We start from the raw sequence: 17,535 nt of genomic DNA, 5'->3' as shown, positions 1-17,535 counted from the left end.
GGCAGTAATCAGCCGCGAACGTGATCCAATGCACCGTGACGGGCATCAACATTCTTCGCCCCCTAGTTTCGCGGCATACGCTATTTGAACTAGCTAATAGCCCGACGGAACTGCTTTCCAAAGTTCGTAAGAATTGCGACGCCTCGATCATAATCGAGTTTGTTCACTCCCGACTGTTCGGACAACCTAAGATACTCTGGTCGACTTGTTACCCATTCGTACCCACCGGGCAGTGACAAGTAGGTATCGTACCTGATGTCAACCAGCCCTAGTCGGCGCCAGTTGTCAAGCCAAATAGGTGCCATCGGCTCTTCGGTCATTGTATTTGTTTCATCGTCTCCCAAAGAGATTAGATGTGACATCAGAATTTTGAATCCTGCACCAGGAGGCGGGACCATATCCTTTACGCGCGCGATGGGGAGGTCGCCTTCCCGAAGAACGACGCTTAGAAGGACGGCTTCTTTCGGCGCCAGTTGCTTGATAATCTCCGCGAACGCTGGGTGTGCCTGGTCCACCATTCGACTGTCGCTCGCCGTCCTTAGGAGATTGAGGTACAGCGACTTGAGTTCAGGTTCTCCGAATGTGTAACTGAGTCCCAGCAGAGTTGGAACCGCGATGCTGACTGGCGGCGTTATCAGATTCTCTTCAGGAATCGAAGAGATTCGTGAAGCCATTTCTTCCGGAAATACATCCTCGAAGTACGTCTCGCTAACTCCGAGCATTCTGGCAAATGGCCGATAGATCAGGAGTTTGATTCTTTCCTTCACGGCGACTCGCGCAGCCATAGTCTTCGCTGCTGCGGCCATCTCCGGCGTATCTTTAGCAGCCTCAATGAGTGCTTCGTGCACTTTGTCACTCTGGTTGAGGGCCTTCTTCCCTGCTGCCTCAAGAGCCTTTCCGGCCGCCACGATCTCTCCGCTCACAGCCATATGTCCTCTCGCAGTCTTGAACTGTGCGTGCCCTGTGCCTACCGTTGCATGGCACGTCACCGTGCAGCACAAACAGGTCAAGTTAGACACGATGACCTGTCGGGCGTCAATCCCATGACAGACACGCATGCTGGCTCATTGGTTGCCATGATTGGTTACGTCCACACCTGCTGAATTTAGCTCTATGGGATCAAGGCGCGCCGCCGTCGGCGGCACGCGCGAGCTGGCCCGTTGCGCTGGCACCACACCCACATCCATCGCGCCGCCAGGCGCCCTCCCGCTCCGCTAACGGGCGCCGACGGCGCACGGCGCGGACGGAGTCCGCCCAAAGGCGCGCGAGCCACCGACGTCGACGCGCCGGACCCAGAACCTCAACGAGCACCAGGCCCACGACCACGACCCGCGAAGACGCCCCGAGCCGCGGTGACTCGCCCACGTTTGCCCAGCTCACGCACGGTGCAGGCATCAGAACCGCCACGCATCATTTCGCGCTACCAGCGGAGTCGCCCTGCATCGCTCCCGCCGACTCACCCGTCCAGCCCGCACCCCTCTGGGATCACAGAGAACCCGCCCCAGGCGGGTACAAGCACCCAGCTCCCTCGCGCCGCGATCGTCTAACGCTGACTCGCCAGCATCAAGGGCGCCTACGGCGTCGCTACGCGATGGGCAAGCCCACCCTTGACGCCGCCGACCCAGCGCTAGGAGCGGCCAGTGCGAGGGGAACGGGGCCGCCAAGGCACCACCACCTCAACCGCCGTTGCAGCCTCACCTTGGGAGCGCCGATGAAGACCACCACGGACCACGGCCAGATGGTCATGTGGACCCGTCACAGCCTCACCGGAGTAATCGGGACGTGGCGCGGTCGCCGTACCTCAACGGGTACGACGACCACGCCCACCCTCCCCCGCCAGCCCGCGAAGAGTCCACTTGAGACGATCAAAGCCAGGCCGTCTACAGGCCGTCGGACGTTCGGACGGGACCGGACGCAACAGGACGCGACAAGCCCAAACCCGCAGGTCAGAGCGGGTGCAGACCGTAGTAACGCCAGGTCGCGCCACCCCGGGTATCAGTTGACGGATAAAATGTGTAGCACCGCTCTGACCAGGCACGTTGTGTCGCCAGGCCGGGACCAGGCCGTTGCCGGACCGTGTCCATCGTAAAGACGGTGTGAGTCCGGGGAATTACGTTGCCGCCGCCCATAATCACTGGCGAATATTATGGGTCACGATAGGCGTGATCCCGATCAGTGCAGCTCGCACTCCCATGGCTCCAGTTCTGGCTCACCCGGCGGCATCTCCCCGGTGCGATATCGGTAGAGCCAGGCCGCGGCGCGGCGTTCGGCGTACTTCTCGTTGACCGGTTCGCCTCGATCGTCGAGTTCGAGGACATTGGCGAAGATGGCGAAACAGATCTCCATCTGCGAGGGCGAGTCGGTGAACTCGTTCCAGTAGTCGATCCCGTCGAGCATCGGATGCCCCACCGAGCCTCGGGCGATCCACCCTGCGAAGCGGCGGATCGCCCCCGAGGCACCGGGGCTGAGATGGGACGGCACGGCCGCGATTACTAGAGCTTCTGCTCGGCGGGCTCGGTGGCCGCGTCCGCCTTCGCGTCGTCGCGGCGGGTCTTCAGGAGGCTGGCGACCGTGGTGATCAGGAGGACGCCGACGATCACCGACAGGGACACCTCGATGCCGATCGTCGGGACGGCGAGAGGCTCGCCGCCATTGATGAAGGGCAGGGTGTTGGTGTGCAGGGCCTCCAGGACCAGCTTCACGCCGATGAAGCCGAGGATGACCGCGAGGCCCACCGACAGGTAGACCAGCTTCTTGAGCAGGCCGCCGAGCAGGAAGTACAGCTGGCGCAGACCCATCAGCGCGAAGGCGTTGGCCGTGAAGACCAGGAACGGTTCCTTCGTCAGGCCGAAGATCGCCGGGATCGAGTCGACGGCGAAGAGCAGGTCGGCGGTGCCGATGGCGATCATGACGATGAACATCGGGGTCACGAAACGCTTGCCGTCGAGCTTCACGAAGGACTTGGCGCCGTGGTAGGTGTCGGTGACCGGGAACAGGCGGCGGGTCAGCCTGGTCATCGAGTTCTCTTCGTACTCCTCGTCCTCGCCCATGCCCTGGCGGGCCAGCTGCCAGGCGGTGTAGACCAGGAAGATGCCGAACAGGTAGAAGACCCAGCTGAACTTCGCGATCGCCACGGCGCCGACGGCGATGAAGATGCCGCGCATGACCAAGGCGATGACGATGCCGACGAGCAACACTCGGTGCTGGTGGATCTTGGGCACCGAGAACGCCGACATGATGATCAGGAAGATGAACAGGTTGTCGACCGAGAGGGAGTACTCGGTGATGTACCCGGCGAAGAACTCCCCGGCGTACTGGCCGCCGGAGAAGGCCCAGATGGCGCCGCCGAAGGCGATCGCGCACGCGATGTAGAACGCCACCCACCGCCCGGCCTCACCGACGGTGACCTCGTGCGGTTTGCGGTCGACGATGAACAGGTCGATCGCGAACAGCACGATCAAGCCGCCGATGGTGGCGAACCAAGCCCAGGCAGGGACTACCATTGATCAAACCTCCGGTGTACGGGCGCATGCCGACAACCGGAGGTCTCTTCCGCCGAATCGCCGATCTTGATTCGACCACCGGCCCCGGGACCCGAAGGTCCGTGCTGACGAGACCGGTGCGAAGGAATACTCCCCTCCGACACTTGCTGTGGGTCGATTCTTCCCTGTCCAGGTCCAACGCACCAGACGGCCCCCCTGTTCCACCCATTGGTGTACGTCACAGGACGCCTGCTGGGAGCGTTCTCAGCTTCGCTCGAATACGGTTCCGACGTGCCCAGTCTTCCCCGAGTCCGACCGCGCCAGGCAGTCACCGCCGTGGTGGTCGCCGCCGTCGCCGTCTCCGGCGTCATCTGGCTGAACCGGACCGACGAACCACCACCGGTCCGCACCAGCGACGCCACGGTCGAGGTGGCGGACGCGGTGTCATTGGACACCACCCTGTACCTCCCGGAGCAGACCCCGGCTCCCGCGGTGCTCGTCGCCCACGGGTTCGGCGGCAGCAAGCAGAGCGTCGACTCCGACGCCCGGGAGCTGGCCCAGCGCGGGTTCGTGGTGCTGTCCTGGTCCGCGCGCGGCTTCGGCCGCAGCGGCGGCCAGATCGCGCTCAACGCCCCCGACGCCGAGGTCGCCGACGCGCGCGCCCTGGTCGACTGGCTGGCGAAGCGGCCGGAGGTCCAGCTCGACAGCCCCGGCGATCCGAAGGTCGGGGTCACCGGCGGCTCGTACGGCGGCGCGCTGTCGCTGCTGCTCGCGGGCACCGACAAGCGGGTCGACGCGCTGGCCCCGGTGATGACCTACAACGACCTGAGCCAGGCGCTGCTGCCGAACTCGGCGACCACGGGCATCGTCGCCGGGTCGCCGTCGGCCAACGCCTTCGCCGACAACGGCGTGTTCAAGCGGTCGTGGGCGGGCATCTTCTTCGCCGCGGGCATGGGCGCCGCCGGGCTGGCCAACCCCACGAACGAGGCCACCGAGGCCTCCGACGACGAGAGCCGCGACACCGCCGTACCCGGCGCCGCGCCGGTCGACACCGGAGCCGCCGAGCGCGGGCCGCGCGTGCAGGGCGACGGCAACCCGTGCGGCCGGTTCGTCGAGGCGGTGTGCCGGGCGTACGCGCAGGTCGCGACCACCGGCCGGGCCGACCAGTCCACGATCGACCTGCTCAAGTCGGTCTCCCCCTCATCCGTGACCGGCAAGATCACCCAGCCGACGATGCTGGTCCAGGGCGAGCAGGACACCCTGTTCGGCCTCGACCAGTCCGACGCCACGGCACGCCAGATCAGCGCGGCGGGCGGCAAGGTCAAGCTCGTCTGGTTCACCGGCGGCCACGACGGCGGCAGGCCCGGCAAGGACCTGCGCGGCGAGATCGCCGACTGGTTCGACTTCCACCTGCGGGGCCGCGGCACCGATCCGGGCACCCCGTTCGAATACGCCGTGCAGGGCGCGCTCCGGGCCCAGGGCGCGCCGTCGGTGCGCACCGTGACCGCGTCGACCTACCCGGGCCTCAGCGGCGACACGGCCACCGAGCGGCGGCGGATCGCGGTCAACGGCGAGCCGCAGACCGTGGTCAACCCGCCCGGCGGAAATCCGGCGTCGATCAGCAGCATGCCCGGCCTGGGGTCGGTCATCAGCGGCTCGTCGCGGCTGTCGGGCCGGGTGTCGATCGACCTGCCCGGCCAGTCGGCCCGGTTCGCCAGCGCTCCGGTGTCCCAGCAGCTGCTGATCGCGGGCGCGAGCACGGCCAAGCTGCGGGTCTCGACCGTGCCGAACCTGCCCGCGCCCGACGGCGCGGTGCTGTTCGCCAAGCTCTACGACGTGGGCCCGGACGGCATCCGGACGCTGCCGGGGTCGGCGGTGTCGGCCTTCCGGGTGCCCGACCTGCCGACCGACGGCACCCCGGTCGAGGTGACGGTGTCGCTGCCCGGCATCGTCCGCCCGATCGAGACCGACCACCGCGTCGAGCTGGTGGTCAGCACGACCGACCAGGCCTACGCCACCCCCGCGCAGCCCGCCGCCTACAAGATCGAGATGGCCGACCCGGAGCTGGCGGTGCCGGTGGTCCCGGGCAGGCGGTCGAGCACCGCGCCGCCGTCGGGTCCGCTGATCGGCATCGCGGTCGTACTCGGCCTGGGTGTGCTCGCGGGCATCATCGGCGTGCTGCGCAGGCGGCGCGAGGACGACGTCGACGCCGAGCTGACCGGCGTGCCGCTGGTGATCGAGAACCTGTCGAAGTCCTACCCGGGCGGCCTGAAGGCGGTCGACTCGCTGTCGTTCCGCGTCGAGCGCGGGCAGGTCCTCGGCCTGCTCGGGCCGAACGGCGCGGGCAAGACCACGACGCTGCGGATGCTGATGGGACTCATCTCGCCCAGCGGCGGCCAGATCCGGGTGTTCGGCCACAACATCTACCCCGGCGCCCCGGTGCTGTCCCGGATCGGCTCGTTCGTCGAGGGCGCGGGCTTCCTGCCGCACCTGTCCGGCCGGGCCAACCTGGAGCTGTACTGGGCGGCCACCGGGCGGCCGCTGGAGCGCGCCCACTTCGGTGAGGCGCTGGAGATCGCGGGCCTCGGCGGGGCGGTCGACCGCAAGGTCCGCACGTACAGCCAGGGCATGCGGCAGCGTCTCGCCATCGCCCAGGCGATGCTCGGCTTCCCCGACCTGATGGTGTTGGACGAGCCGACCAACGGACTCGACCCGCCGCAGATCCACCAGATGCGCGAGGTGCTGCGCCGCTACGCCTCCACGGGGCGCACGGTGCTGGTGTCGAGCCACCTGCTCGCCGAGGTGGAGCAGACGTGCGACCACGTCGTCGTCATGCACCGCGGCAAGCTGGTCGCCTCCGGCGCGGTCGACGAGATCGTGGCGGGCGGCGGCGAGGCCACCTTCCGGGTGGACGACCCGCAGTCGGCCGCCGAGGCGCTGCGCGGGGTCACCGGGGTCAACGCGGTCACCATCGAGGGCGACCTCGTGCACGCCGACCTCGACGGCCTGCCCCGCTCCGCGGCGCTGATGGTGCTGGTCAAGGCCGGGGTCGCGGTCGAACAGGCCGGGCCGCGGCGCAGGCTCGAAGACGCGTTCCTCCAACTGGTCGGAGAAGGGTCATGAGCGAGCTTGCGAGTGAATCAATGTCACAGTGTTCGGAACGCGACCGAGCGCCAGAGGTGACGCGATGACGGATAACGGCCACAAGGACGGTCCCGTGGTGGTCAGTGGGAAGGAGACGGTCAGCACCGTCCACACCGACCCGGGCGCGATCGACGACATGGAGGTCGCGGCCGGGCTGGAGTCCACATCGTTCGGCGCCGACGGCGCCGTCGAGGGCTTCACGTCCCGCCGCACCCTGCCGCTGCGTGTGGAGCTGGTCCGCCAGCTCCGCCGCAGGCGCACCCAGTTCCTCATCGGCTTCCTGGTGCTGCTGCCGTTCCTGCTGTGGGCGGCCTTCGAGTTCGGCACGTCGTCCAACGCCAACCGGTCGGGCGGCTTCGTCGACCTGGCCACGGCGTCGGCGCCGAACTTCGTCGTGTTCGTGCTGTTCGCCACCGGCAGCTTCCTGCTGCCGATGATCGTGGCCCTGTTCTTCGGCGACACGGTGGCGTCGGAGGCGTCCTGGTCGAGCCTGAAGTACCTGCTGGCGATGCCGGTCCCCCGGCACCGGCTGCTGCGGCAGAAGGCGGTCTCGTCGGGCCTGCTGTCACTGCTGTGCCTGGTGCTGCTGCCCGCCGTGGCGCTGATCGTCGGCATCGTCTTCTACGGCACGGGCGAGGCGGTCAGCCCGACCGGCGACGCGGTGTCCTTTGAGGACTCGCTGCTGGCGATGCTGTTCGCGGTCATCTACATCTCGATCAACCTGCTGTGGGTGGCGGGGCTCGCGCTGTTCCTCTCGGTCACCACCGACGCGCCGCTGGGCGCGGTCGGCGGGGCGGTCCTGGTGTCGATCCTTTCCCAGATCCTCGACCAGATCACCGCGCTGGGAAACATCCGCGACTACCTGCCGACGCACTTCTCGTTCGCCTGGTCGGACCTGATCTCGACCGACATCGACTGGACGAACATGACGAAGGGCGCGTTCTCGGCCATCGCCTACGCGGGCGTGTTCTTCTTCCTGGCCTCCCGCCGCTTCCGGACGAAGGACATCACGAGCTGATTCGGCACGCCACGAACGCCTCCGCCCGACCGGTCTGAAAGGATCGCGCTGTGGCAGAGGTCGACTACTACGAGCTACTCGGCGTTCGCAGGGACGCGTCGGTTGGGGAGATCAAGTCGGCGTACCGCGCGCTGGCGAAGGTCATGCATCCCGACGCGGGTGGGACGGCGGGGACGTTCCGGCTGTTGAAGACGGCCTACGAGACGCTCGTCGACTCGCGGAAGCGGGCCGAGTACGACCTCGGCGAGCCCGCGGCCGCGCCCGAGGTGCCGAGGCCGCGGGCACGGCGGCGGATGTACCGGGACGAGCCCGCCTACACCCCGCGCGGGTGCGATCTGCCGCCGTCGTCGCTGTCGTGGTGGCATTTGACGAAGCACCAGCCGCGGATCGGGTACGTGCGGACGCCGGGGCACGCGCCCGCGGCGGCCGCGCTGGCCGCGGGGGTGCTGCTGACGATTCCGCTGCTGCTGCCGCCGCTGCCGACCCCGGTGCTGGTCATCTGGCTGACGCTCGTCGTCGGCGCCCTGGCGGCCATCGTGGTGCTGCTGCGGTCCTATCTGTCCGCGGCGCGCGCCCACAAGGCCGCGCTGGCGGAGTTCGGGGAGCGCACGGTGTTCGGGGAGGCCGACGAGGAGCCGGTCGGCGAGCGGCTGACCGCGGAGCTGCTGGTCAACTACCTGGCCAGGCTGCCTGGGGCCCGGGTGTTCCACGGGCTGTCGCGGCCGGGGTCGGTGTTCGCCGACGTCGACCACGCCGTCCTGTGTGGACACCGGCTGGTGCTGGTCGAGTCGAAGCTGTGGCTGCCCGGGCACTACGAGATCGACGACGACGGGTCCATCTGGCGCAACGACCACCCCTTCCGCGGCGGCGGCACGAACCTGTTCGCCGCGGTGGCGGCCTTCCAGGACCACCTGCCCGATGTGGACGTCCGCGGCGTGCTGCTGCTCTACCCGAACCGCCGCGGCCCGCTGACGACCGACGACGCGCCGGGGCTCGGCGTGAGCGCGATGGTGCCCGACCAGTTCGTCCGCGACATCGGCGACTGGCTGTCGGTCGACTGCGCGATCGTCGACCAGCGGGTGCTGCGCGCGGTGCGGGCGCGCGTTGTCCGCGAGCCCGCCACCGCCTAAGCGCTCAGCGCCTCGCCCAACGGTCCGAGCCTGTCCAACACGCCTGCCTGCTTGGCGAGGTCGGCGAAGTGGGCGCGGTCATCCGGCGCGTGCTTCTTCACCTCAGCCGCTAGGCGAGTCAGACCGGCCTTGTCGAGGCTCATCAGGACCGGGAGCAGCGCCTCCCCCAACTCGTCGGACACCTTCGCCACCGCGCGGGCGATGTCGGCGATCTTGGCGTCGGGGATCATCGCGAAGATCGCCGGGAAGCGCTCTTCGTTCTCGCTGAACACGGCCGTGCGCAGGATCGCCTCGGCGTCGAGGGCCTTGACCGTCGCGCGCAGGGCGGCGTCGGGAAGTTCGCCGATGAAGCGGCCCATGGTGACGTAGTCGCCGCGGCGGGTCAGTTCGGCGCCGACGGCGACGACCGGGCCGTCGGGCAGCGCCGCCAGCACGCCCGCGGCGCGGCGGGGGTCGAGTTCGACGGCGACGTCGGCGAGGAAGTCGACCGGCAGGCGCCCGGCGATGTCGACGGCACGCTCCGGTTCGAGGACACCGGCCACCCGCGCGCACAGCAGCGGGCCGAACGCCTTCTGGGCGACCGCGACCGTCACCCCGGTCGGCACGAGCTTGCTGGCCGCCGCGATGCGTTCGAACACCGCCTTGTTGGCGTCGAACAGCACGTCGGTCGCCTTCTCCCGCAGCACGCGCAGGTCCGAGACCGGCAGGTCGGCGAGGTAGGCGAAGCGCTCGGGCTTCTCGCCGAGGAGACGGGCGAGCTTGGTGATCTCCACCTGGGCCGTCACAGTCCGATCACCTTCCGGACCACCGGGCGGACCAGCCTCGGCACGTGGCTCAGCGAGGCCTCGGTCGCCTGGATGAGGTGCTCGGTCTGGCGCCTGCGGGCGGTGCGGACCGCCCCGGCCAGGTCCCAGATCGCGTCGGGTTCGAGGTCCTCGACGCTGGCGGGCAGGGTGCCGCGCAGCTGCTTGCGCAGTTCGGCGACGGCGTCGTCACCTGGTTCATGGGTCACTGTCCCGCCTCCCCGGAATTTTTACAGTTGGTCACGCAATCGGATAACGGCCCCGAATGCGCGTGCCGTGGTGCAGCGCCGTCACGTTCCCCTTAGGCGGCGGTTGGCGCGGTGGTCCCGACCTCTCCTGGCGTACCAACGGTACGTCACGGAAGGCGGTCACGGTGCGCGACGCTCCGGGTGTTACCAACGGTTACGTCTCGATGCGGGTGGTGTTTGTGTCACATCGGCGCGGATCTCACGCTCGGTTGTCACAACCGCCTCCGGCCTGCGACGCGAGCGCGACGGACCGAAGCCGGTGGTGTGGCGCTAGGGCCTTTGGTCCCTGTCCGTCGAACGGACACGCAAATAGCGTGCGTGCACTTCCGCATCACAGCCAGTGAACGTGAGCCGCCCCGATGCACGTATTCATCAGCTACGCCCGACGCGACCAAGCATCGATCTCCCAACTGCGCGCGGATTTCGAACGACTAGGCCACCACGTGTGGTTCGACCGGGAGAGCCACGGCGGCCAGGACTGGTGGGACGACGTGCTCGGCCACGTGCGCGGCTGCGTCGTCTTCGTCTTCGCCATCTCCCCCGACTCGATCCGCTCCAAGGCGTGCCTGGCCGAGCTGCGCTACGCCGAGGCGCTCAGACGGCCGATCCTGCCCGTCGTCGTCCGGCACGTCCCGAAGGCCGACATCCCCGACGGGCTCACCGCCGGGCTCGTCGACTACGCCGACCGGTCGGCCGAGAGCGCGATCGCCCTGCTGAAGGCGTTCAACGCGCTGCCGATGGCCAAGCCGCTGCCGCAGCGGCTGCCCGCCGAGCCCGAGATCCCCACCTCCTACCTCAACGCCTACCTCGACCGGATCGACGCCGACGAGATCGCCGACGAGGATCAGGCCGAACTGCTCGGCGCGCTGAAGGTGCGGCTGAGCGACGAGCAGGAACGCGCCGACGTCTGGGAGCTGCTGGTGCGGCTGCGCGGCAGGCCGGGGCTGACCAGCCAGGTCGCCGAGGACATCGAGCAGATCCTCGCCCCCGGCTGGCAGCCCGACCCGCACGAGCGGTTCGAGGCCCGCTACTGGGACGGCCAGGTGTGGACGACGCTGGTCGTGCAGAACGGCCAGGAGTTCAACGACCGCAGCAAGCCGCCGCAGGTCAACACCGGTCCCCGCCAGCGCGGGGAGAAGACCGACGAACTCGTCATGCCCGGCGCCCCATCGCAGCCCGCACCGGCCGCCGTGGCGGTCAAGGCCAAGCGCCGGGTGCTGCCGTGGATCGTGGCGGGCGCCGTCGTCGCCGCGGCCGGAGGGGTGACCGGCGGGCTGCTAATGTTCGGCAGCTCCTCGGCCGACCCCGAGGCCGCGACCCGGATCGCCCGCAACTTCGTCGACGCGGTGAACACGCGAGACGACAAGGCCATGCAGCGCTACGTCTGCGCACGGGACCTCAAAGAGAACAGCCACCTCTACGGCGCGTTCTTCGACACCGCCAACGTCACCCTCGAAAGCGTCGACGTCGACCGGGATGATCCGCGATTCACCATCCTCGCCGCCCGCACCACAGGCAACTCGTCGGTAACATTGAGCATCCCGCTCGCCGACGAGAACGGCGAGTGGCGGGTGTGCGACATCAGCAAGGCGCTCTCTGGGCGCTGACGGGCGCGGTGGGCGGAGTGGGCGATGCAGGTTTTCGTCAGCCACGCTGAGCCGGATCGGGACCTCGCGGCGAAGCTGCGGGCCGACCTGGCGGGCATGGGCAACCAGGTCGCGTTCGACCGCGGCGAGTCGACCGGTCCGACCTGGTGGGACGGGGTGCTGCGGCGCGTGCAGCGGTGCGACGCGTTCCTCTTCGTGCTCTCCCCGGCCTCGCTGCGGTCGCCGGGCTGCATGGCCTCGGTGCGCTACGCCCGCCAGCTGCGCAGGCCGGTGCTGACGGTCCGGGCCGTCCCGATGGCCCTGCCCGCGGAGCTGGCCGACACCGATGTGTTCGACCCGGCCGCCGCCGGGGTCGACCGTGCCCGCGCGCTGCGCACGGCCCTGCTCGACCTGCCGCCCGCGCCCCGGCTGCCCGACCCGCTGCCGCGCCCGCCGCTGATCCCGTACCTCGACGGCTACTACGAGCTCCTGGAGCGCCCGTCGATCGAACGGGCCGACCAGCACACCCTCCTGGCCGAACTCCGCCACCGCCTGCGCGACGAGTCCGAACGCGCCGCCGTGTGGGGCCTCATGACCCAGCTGCGCAACCGCCGCGACGTGGCGCCGGGGGTCGCCGAGGAACTGGAGAAGATGCTGGCCCCCGGCTGGCGCCCCGACCCGGAGGGCCGCGTCGAGCGCCGCTACTGGGACGGCCAGGCCTGGACCACCCTCGTCCGCCACGACGGCCGCGAGTTCAACGAGCGCCGCGTGCCGCCGCCGGAGGCGAGCTGGCCGAGCCAGAAGATCCCCGCGATCCCCGCCGCCGAGCCGGGTAGGCGCCGCAACCGGCGGATGCTGCTGGCGGGCGCGGTGGGGGTGGTGCTGGTCGCCGGGATCGTGGTGGGCAGCGTGCTGTTCTTCCGGGAGGATCCCGCGGACCCGATCAGGACCGCCCGGGTGTTCGTGGACGCGGTGAACGTGCAGGACGCCACCGCTCTGGCGGGGGTGACGTGCGCGGCGGACAAGACGCGGTCTGACCAGGTGTTCCTGGCGGGCGGGTTTCGGTTGACGCTGGAGAGCGTCGACGAGGAGGCCGATCCGCCGACGTTCACGATCCTCGCCACGGACGTGAGCACGGGGCGGGTGGACCGGCGGACGTACCCGCTGGTCAAGGAAGACGGCGAGTGGCGGGTCTGTTCGCTGTAGAAGGTCCACGGTCCGAGGTGGGCAGGGCCACCGCTGTCGAGGATCAGCAGTCCGACGTGGGCAAGGCCAGCCTGATCAAGTAGGCGTCGACGTGGCGGTCGATGCACTCCGACTGGTGGTAGGCGGTGTGGCCGTCGCCGTTCCAGGTGAGCAGTTTGCCGCTGCTGAGCGCCTTCGCGAGGTCCACCGCACCCGCGTACGGGGTGGCGGGGTCGTGCCGGGTGCCGATGACGAGGATCGGCGCGGCACCCTGCGCGGTCGGGCGGCTCAGCTCGTGCCGCGCGGGCTGCCAGTTCCGGCAGCCGACCACTCCGTACGCCGCCCATCGGCCGAACACCGGGAACCTCGCGATCATCCGGCCGACCCCCTCCTTGATCCGCTCGTCGGGCGGCGGCGGGCCTTTGTCGTTGCAGCCGATGACGAACCCCGCGTGCCGAGGCTCGGCCACGGCGGGGTCGTCGGTGCCGGAGCGGTTCCGGTCGTCGATCGCGAAGAACTCCGTCGAGTCGGAGTCCGTGGCGGCGGCCGTCAGGGCTTCGTCGAGGTACGGCCACAGCGCGTCGTCGTAGAGGAACCCGATCACGCCTTGGATGATCTGGTGCGGGTGGGCGACGCGGGTCTCGCCCGGTTTCTTGGCCGGGATCGGGGTGATCGCGGCCCGCTGCACCAGGTCGGCCAACACCTGTCGCGGGTCGCCTGGGCAGGACGGCCTTGTCGGGCAGCCAGCGGCGTAGCGCGCGAAGCTGTCCTCGAATCCCGCGATGACGCCCTCGAACAACGCGATGTTGTCGAGTGCCAGATCGGGCGGGCCGTCGAGCACGGCCGCGCGGACCCGGTCGGGGAACTGGTCGGCGTACTCGGCTCCCAGTGTCGCCCCGTACGAGTAGCCGACGAAGGTGAGCTTGTCGTCGCCCAGTGCTCGGCGGAGCGCGTCCATGTCGCGGGCGGTCGACTCGGTGTTGTAGTGCTGCGCGCGGCCACCGAGCCGGTCGGCGCACTCGCGGGCGCGCCGCGCGTCGTCGGCGAGGACCTGGTCGAAGCCCGCGTCGGTGGCCACGTCGACGCCCGGGTCCGGCGGGGCGTCCAGGCCGGGACACCGGATGCCCGCCGACCGACCGGTGCCGCGGGGGTCGAAGCTGACGAGGTCGAAGCGGGCGAGGATGTCGTCGGAGACCGCTCCCGGCCAACTGGCCATGCCTTCGAGGCCGGACCCTCCCGGTCCGCCGTAGTTCACCACCAGCGCGCCGATCCGGTCGTGCTGCTGGGTCGAGCGCACGCGGACGACCTGCATGTCGATGCGGTCGCCCGTGGGATCGGCGTGGTCGACGGGCACCGCGAGCGTTCCGCACTCATAGCTCAACTGGGAGCGGCGCGGCTCGGGGACTGCCTGTTCGTCCAGCAGGTTGCCGCACGGCCGGAACGTGATGGGAGCCGCCTCCACAGCGGACGCGCAGGCGCTGGCCACGATCGCGACGACCATGGCTCCGACCCGACAACGCGCTGTCCGGTTCACCCTTGCCGCCTTAGTCGGCTAGTGGCGTGGCCTCCGGCTGCCAAGGTAGTCCCCGACCACCGCCGCGCCCAAGCCGTCGAGGTCCGGGGCGATCACCCGGCCCCGGCCGCGGCGGGCGATCAGGTCGACGAACTTGGCCAGGTTCTCGTCCTCCCCCAGCATGAACACCGTCACCGACGCACCGAGTTTGGCCAAGGCGTCCACTTCGGTGAGGGTCTTCGACAGCGTCCGGGCCGTGGTCGGGTACATGAACTCGGCGTGGCCGTCGGGCTCGAGGTGGGCAGTCGGCTCGCCGTCGGTGACCACCAGGACCACCGGGTTGGCGTCCGGGTTGCGGCGCAGGTGCCTGCCCGCCAGGAGCAGGGCGTGGTGCAGGTTGGTGCCCTGCTCCCACACGCCTTCCATGGCGGTCAGCTCGCCGATGTCCACTGTGGAGGCGTGGCGGCCGAAGGTGATCAGCTGCAACTCATCCGAACGGAACCGCGTGCTCACCAGGTGGTGAAGAGCCAGCGCGGTGCGCTTCATCGGGACCCAGCGGCCGTCCTGGATCATCGACCACGACGTGTCGACGCACAGCGCGATCGCCGCCCTCGCGCGTTGTTCGGTCTCGACGACCTCGACGTCCGTCACGTCGATCCGGACGGCCTCGCCGGTCGACGCGGTGCGCAGTACGGCGTTGCGCACGGTCCGGGAGACCTCCCACGGCTCCGAGTCGCCGAACTCCCACGGCCGCGACGCCCCGGTGACCTCGCCCGCCGCACCCGCGCGGGCGGTGTCACGCTCACCCCGCCTGGAGCGCAGCGTGCCGACCACATCGGACAGCGCGGTCTCGCCGAGGCGCCGCAAAGCCTTGGGCGACAGGTGGAGCGAGCCGTCGGCGGCGCGTTCCAGCAGGCCCTGGTCGCGCAGCTCGCGCTCCAGTTCGGACAGCCTGCGCGCGTCGACCCCGGCGTCGTCGCCGAGTTGGCGGGACAGCGCCTCCAGGTCGATGTCCTCCAGCCGCGCGCCCGGGTAGGACTGGGCGAGCTGCTCGGCCAGCGCGTCCAGCTCGGCCAGGTCGGCCATCGCCTGGGCGCCCTCGCCGAGGCCGAGGGGATCCTGGCCGCGGAAGCGGGCCGACGACGTCCAGTCCTCACCCGGCCGGAGCGCGCGCAGGTTGGCGTCCAAAGTGGACACCTGTTCGGCGAGTCGCGGGTCGCCGAACGCGGCGGCCATCAGCTCCGACAGCTCGGCGCGCTGCTGGGCGCTCATCGAGTTCATCATGCGCTGCGCGGCGGCGGCGCGGGCGGCCAGCGCGTCGATCAGCTCCTCGACCGTGCGCGGGTTCTCCGGGAAGAAGTCGCCGTGCTGGGCCATGAAGCGGTCGAACTTCTGCGTGGTGTCCTCGCCCCGCAGGTGCGACAGCAGCAGGTCGTTCAGGTCGGCCATCATCCGCCGGATGCGTTCGGCGTCCTCGGGACGGACGTCGCTGAGCGCCTGTTTCATGCCCTGGAACCGCGACTCCATCAGCTCCTGGCCGAGCTTGTCGCGGATGCGCTGGTAGGCGTCGCGGGCCTGCTCGGACCGCCAGTCGTAATCGGCCAGCTCGCGCACCGCCGCCGCCGTCCCTGGCGGGAGCGCGTCGAGCTGGGTCTCGCGGAAGCGGGCGTCGTCGGACGGGTCGGGGAACAGCGCGGCCCGCTCGGCGGCCAGCGCCTCGTCGAGCAGCGCGCGGACCTCGCTCAGCGTGCCGTCGAGGTTGTGGCGGCGCTGGATGCGCGCGCGGCGCTCCCACAGCCTGCGGGTCAGCTCGTCGAGCCCCGCGGTCTCCCTGGTGCCGCGGCGCAGCAGCTCCTCCAGCGCCGAGCGGGGAGACGAGCCCTCCATGACGTCGCGGCCGAGCTGTTCGAGCGCCTCGCGCAGGTCGACCGGCGGGGCCAGCGGGTCCGGCCCGTCGTGGAACGGCCCGTACCGGAAACCGGTCATGGCCCGTACACCACCGCGCCCGCTGTGGCGTCCTTGGCGACCTTGCGCGTGAGGAACAGGTACTCCAGCGCCAGTTCGACCGCCGAGGCGATCCGGCCGGGGCTGTCGTCGGGCCCCACGTCGACCCGGCCCGCGACCTCGTGCAGCAGCGGCAGCTCGGGCAGCGCGGCGAGCACCTCCGAGCCGGGCACGCGCTCCCCGGTGGCCACCAGCGTGCCGTCGGCGATCACGTCGACCAGCGGCCGCAGGTCGAGCCCGGCGAACCGGTCGCGCGCGGTCTCGGCGACCGCTCGGCGCAGCAGGTGGGTGAGGTGTTCGGTCTCGCGGCCCTCCTCGCCGGACTCGAACTCCAGCTTGCCGCGCAGCACGTCGGGCACCGAGTCGAGGTCGATCGGCCGGGCCACCGCGGGCTCCTCGCCGATCAGGGCCGACCGGCGCAGCGCGGCGGCGGCCACCGTCTCGGCGGCGGCCACGGCGAAGCGCGCGGACACCCCGGAGCGCTGGTCGATGGCGCTGGACTCACGCAGGTTGCGCACGAACCGGGCCAGCACCTCCAGCAGCGGGTCGCCCACCTCGGCCACCAGGTGGGCCTCCTGGCGCACCATGGCCACCTCGTCGGCGACGCTGGTCGGGTAGTGGGTGCGGACCTCGGCGCCGAAGCGGTCCTTGAGCGGGGTGATGATCCGGCCGCGGTTGGTGTAGTCCTCGGGGTTCGCGGTGGCCACGAGCAGCACGTCGAGCGGCAGGCGCAGCGTGTAGCCGCGGACCTGGATGTCGCGCTCCTCCATGACGTTGAGCAGCGCGACCTGGATGCGTTCGGCCAGGTCGGGCAGCTCGTTGACCGCCACGATGCCACGGTGGGCGCGCGGGACGAGTCCGAAGTGGATGGTCTCGGGGTCGCCGAGGGTGCGGCCCTGGGCGACCTTGACCGGGTCGACGTCGCCGATGAGGTCGCCGACGGAGGTGTCGGGGGTGGCCAGCTTCTCGGTGTAGCGCTCGTCGCGGTGGCGCCACGTGACCGGCAGGTTGTCGCCCAGCTCGGCGGCGCGACGGATCGACGCCGGGGTGATCGGGGCCAGCGGGTGTTCGCCGAGTTCGGCGCCATCGATGACCGGGGTCCACTCGTCGAGCAGGCCGACCAGGGTGCGCAGCAGCCGGGTCTTGCCCTGGCCGCGCTCGCCGAGCAGCACGAAGTCGTGGCCCGCGAGCAGCGCGCGTTCGAGCTGGGGCAGCACCGTCTGGTCGAAGCCGACGATGCCCGGCCACGGGTCGCGGCCCGCCTTCAGCGCGGCGAGCAGGTTGTCGCGGATCTCGGCCTTGACGCTCTTGGGCAGGTGTCCGGCGGCGCGCAGGGCACCCGCGGTGCGGGGAAGGTCATCTCTAAAAGACACTGCGGGGACGGTCACACCTCGACGCTACGCAGATTCGGGCATGTGGTCG

General features: G+C 69.9%; 13 protein-coding genes. 5 read left to right on the top strand and 8 right to left on the bottom strand.

Going from position 1 to position 17,535, the window contains the following annotated elements:
- Positions 1 to 89: 89 nt before the first annotated feature.
- The 3 genes from ACSHT8_RS00800 to ACSHT8_RS00790 form a co-directional block, all read right to left on the bottom strand.
- Entirely contained in the window at positions 90 to 923 is an 834-nt protein-coding gene (locus tag ACSHT8_RS00800) for a DUF4393 domain-containing protein (protein ID WP_436496704.1), read from the bottom strand.
- Between the two features lie 1,249 nt (positions 924 to 2,172).
- The gene (locus ACSHT8_RS00795; protein ID WP_436496702.1) at positions 2,173 to 2,481 is read right to left on the bottom strand and encodes a DUF7677 family protein; all 309 of its coding nucleotides are present in this window, start codon (positions 2,479 to 2,481) and stop codon (positions 2,173 to 2,175) included.
- Positions 2,482 to 2,492: 11 nt separating this feature from the next.
- Positions 2,493 to 3,503 (bottom strand): TerC family protein, encoded by a 1,011-nt coding sequence (locus tag ACSHT8_RS00790; RefSeq protein WP_436496700.1) that lies wholly within the window; start codon positions 3,501 to 3,503, stop codon positions 2,493 to 2,495.
- A gap of 270 nt (positions 3,504 to 3,773) precedes the next feature.
- Between ACSHT8_RS00790 and ACSHT8_RS00785 the strand changes: the two genes are divergently transcribed.
- The 3 genes from ACSHT8_RS00785 to ACSHT8_RS00775 all read left to right on the top strand — a co-directional run bounded on the left by ACSHT8_RS00785 (position 3,774) and on the right by ACSHT8_RS00775 (position 8,774).
- Positions 3,774 to 6,605, top strand: a complete 2,832-nt coding sequence (locus tag ACSHT8_RS00785; protein WP_436496698.1) for a CocE/NonD family hydrolase — start codon at positions 3,774 to 3,776, stop codon at positions 6,603 to 6,605.
- 157 nt (positions 6,606 to 6,762) lie between these two features.
- Positions 6,763 to 7,644, top strand: coding sequence for an ABC transporter permease (locus tag ACSHT8_RS00780; protein ID WP_436501950.1), 882 nt, complete (start codon positions 6,763 to 6,765; stop codon positions 7,642 to 7,644).
- A 50-nt stretch (positions 7,645 to 7,694) separates the two neighbouring features.
- Positions 7,695 to 8,774 (top strand): J domain-containing protein, encoded by a 1,080-nt coding sequence (locus tag ACSHT8_RS00775; RefSeq protein ID WP_436496696.1) that lies wholly within the window; start codon positions 7,695 to 7,697, stop codon positions 8,772 to 8,774.
- On the opposite strand, the gene ACSHT8_RS00770 is transcribed toward ACSHT8_RS00775, so the two are convergent.
- Positions 8,771 to 9,559 carry a hypothetical protein gene (locus tag ACSHT8_RS00770; RefSeq protein ID WP_436496694.1) on the bottom strand — a complete coding sequence of 263 codons (789 nt, stop codon included), beginning with the start codon at positions 9,557 to 9,559 and terminating at the stop codon, positions 8,771 to 8,773. The genes ACSHT8_RS00775 and ACSHT8_RS00770 overlap by 4 nt on opposite strands.
- Positions 9,556 to 9,786 carry a hypothetical protein gene (locus ACSHT8_RS00765; protein ID WP_436496692.1) on the bottom strand — a complete coding sequence of 77 codons (231 nt, stop codon included), beginning with the start codon at positions 9,784 to 9,786 and terminating at the stop codon, positions 9,556 to 9,558. The genes ACSHT8_RS00770 and ACSHT8_RS00765 overlap by 4 nt, the downstream gene beginning before the upstream one ends.
- A 398-nt stretch (positions 9,787 to 10,184) precedes the next feature.
- Between ACSHT8_RS00765 and ACSHT8_RS00760 the strand changes: the two genes are divergently transcribed.
- Positions 10,185 to 11,432 carry an Rv0361 family membrane protein gene (locus ACSHT8_RS00760; protein WP_436496690.1) on the top strand — a complete coding sequence of 416 codons (1,248 nt, stop codon included), beginning with the start codon at positions 10,185 to 10,187 and terminating at the stop codon, positions 11,430 to 11,432.
- 24 nt (positions 11,433 to 11,456) lie between these two features.
- The gene (locus ACSHT8_RS00755; protein ID WP_436496688.1) at positions 11,457 to 12,617 is read left to right on the top strand and encodes an Rv0361 family membrane protein; all 1,161 of its coding nucleotides are present in this window, start codon (positions 11,457 to 11,459) and stop codon (positions 12,615 to 12,617) included.
- 43 nt (positions 12,618 to 12,660) lie between these two features.
- Here ACSHT8_RS00755 and ACSHT8_RS00750 read toward each other — a convergent pair whose 3' ends face one another.
- Genes ACSHT8_RS00750 through ACSHT8_RS00740 form a run of 3 tightly spaced genes read right to left on the bottom strand, consistent with a single transcriptional unit; the run spans position 12,661 to position 17,486 of the window.
- Positions 12,661 to 14,097: an alpha/beta hydrolase gene (locus ACSHT8_RS00750; RefSeq protein WP_436496686.1), complete on the bottom strand. Its 1,437-nt coding sequence runs from the start codon at positions 14,095 to 14,097 to the stop codon at positions 12,661 to 12,663.
- Positions 14,098 to 14,148: 51 nt separating this feature from the next.
- On the bottom strand, positions 14,149 to 16,095 hold the full coding sequence (locus tag ACSHT8_RS00745) for a vWA domain-containing protein (RefSeq protein ID WP_436496684.1): 1,947 nt from the start codon (positions 16,093 to 16,095) through the stop codon (positions 14,149 to 14,151).
- On the bottom strand, positions 16,092 to 17,486 hold the full coding sequence (locus ACSHT8_RS00740; RefSeq protein ID WP_436496682.1) for an ATP-binding protein: 1,395 nt from the start codon (positions 17,484 to 17,486) through the stop codon (positions 16,092 to 16,094). Before ACSHT8_RS00740 ends, ACSHT8_RS00745 begins: the two co-directional genes overlap by 4 nt.
- Positions 17,487 to 17,535 lie beyond the last annotated feature (49 nt).

It is taken from the genome of Actinokineospora sp. HUAS TT18 (assembly GCF_051364635.1).
Lineage (GTDB): Bacteria > Actinomycetota > Actinomycetes > Mycobacteriales > Pseudonocardiaceae > Actinokineospora.
The sequence above is the reverse complement of the archived record's forward strand: the minus strand, read 5'-3'. Positions and strand labels throughout refer to the sequence as shown.

Bases quoted from the DNA above. Each gene is read 5' to 3' on its own strand.
- ACSHT8_RS00790 (WP_436496700.1), bottom strand. From the start codon at position 3,503: ATGGTAGTCCCTGCCTGGGCTTGGTTCGCCACCATCGGCGGCTTGATC.
- ACSHT8_RS00780 (WP_436501950.1), top strand. From the start codon at position 6,763: ATGGAGGTCGCGGCCGGGCTGGAGTCCACATCGTTCGGCGCCGACGGC.
- ACSHT8_RS00760 (WP_436496690.1), top strand. From the start codon at position 10,185: ATGCACGTATTCATCAGCTACGCCCGACGCGACCAAGCATCGATCTCC.
- ACSHT8_RS00755 (WP_436496688.1), top strand. From the start codon at position 11,457: ATGCAGGTTTTCGTCAGCCACGCTGAGCCGGATCGGGACCTCGCGGCG.
- ACSHT8_RS00750 (WP_436496686.1), bottom strand. From the start codon at position 14,097: ATGGTCGTCGCGATCGTGGCCAGCGCCTGCGCGTCCGCTGTGGAGGCG.
- ACSHT8_RS00745 (WP_436496684.1), bottom strand. From the start codon at position 16,095: ATGACCGGTTTCCGGTACGGGCCGTTCCACGACGGGCCGGACCCGCTG.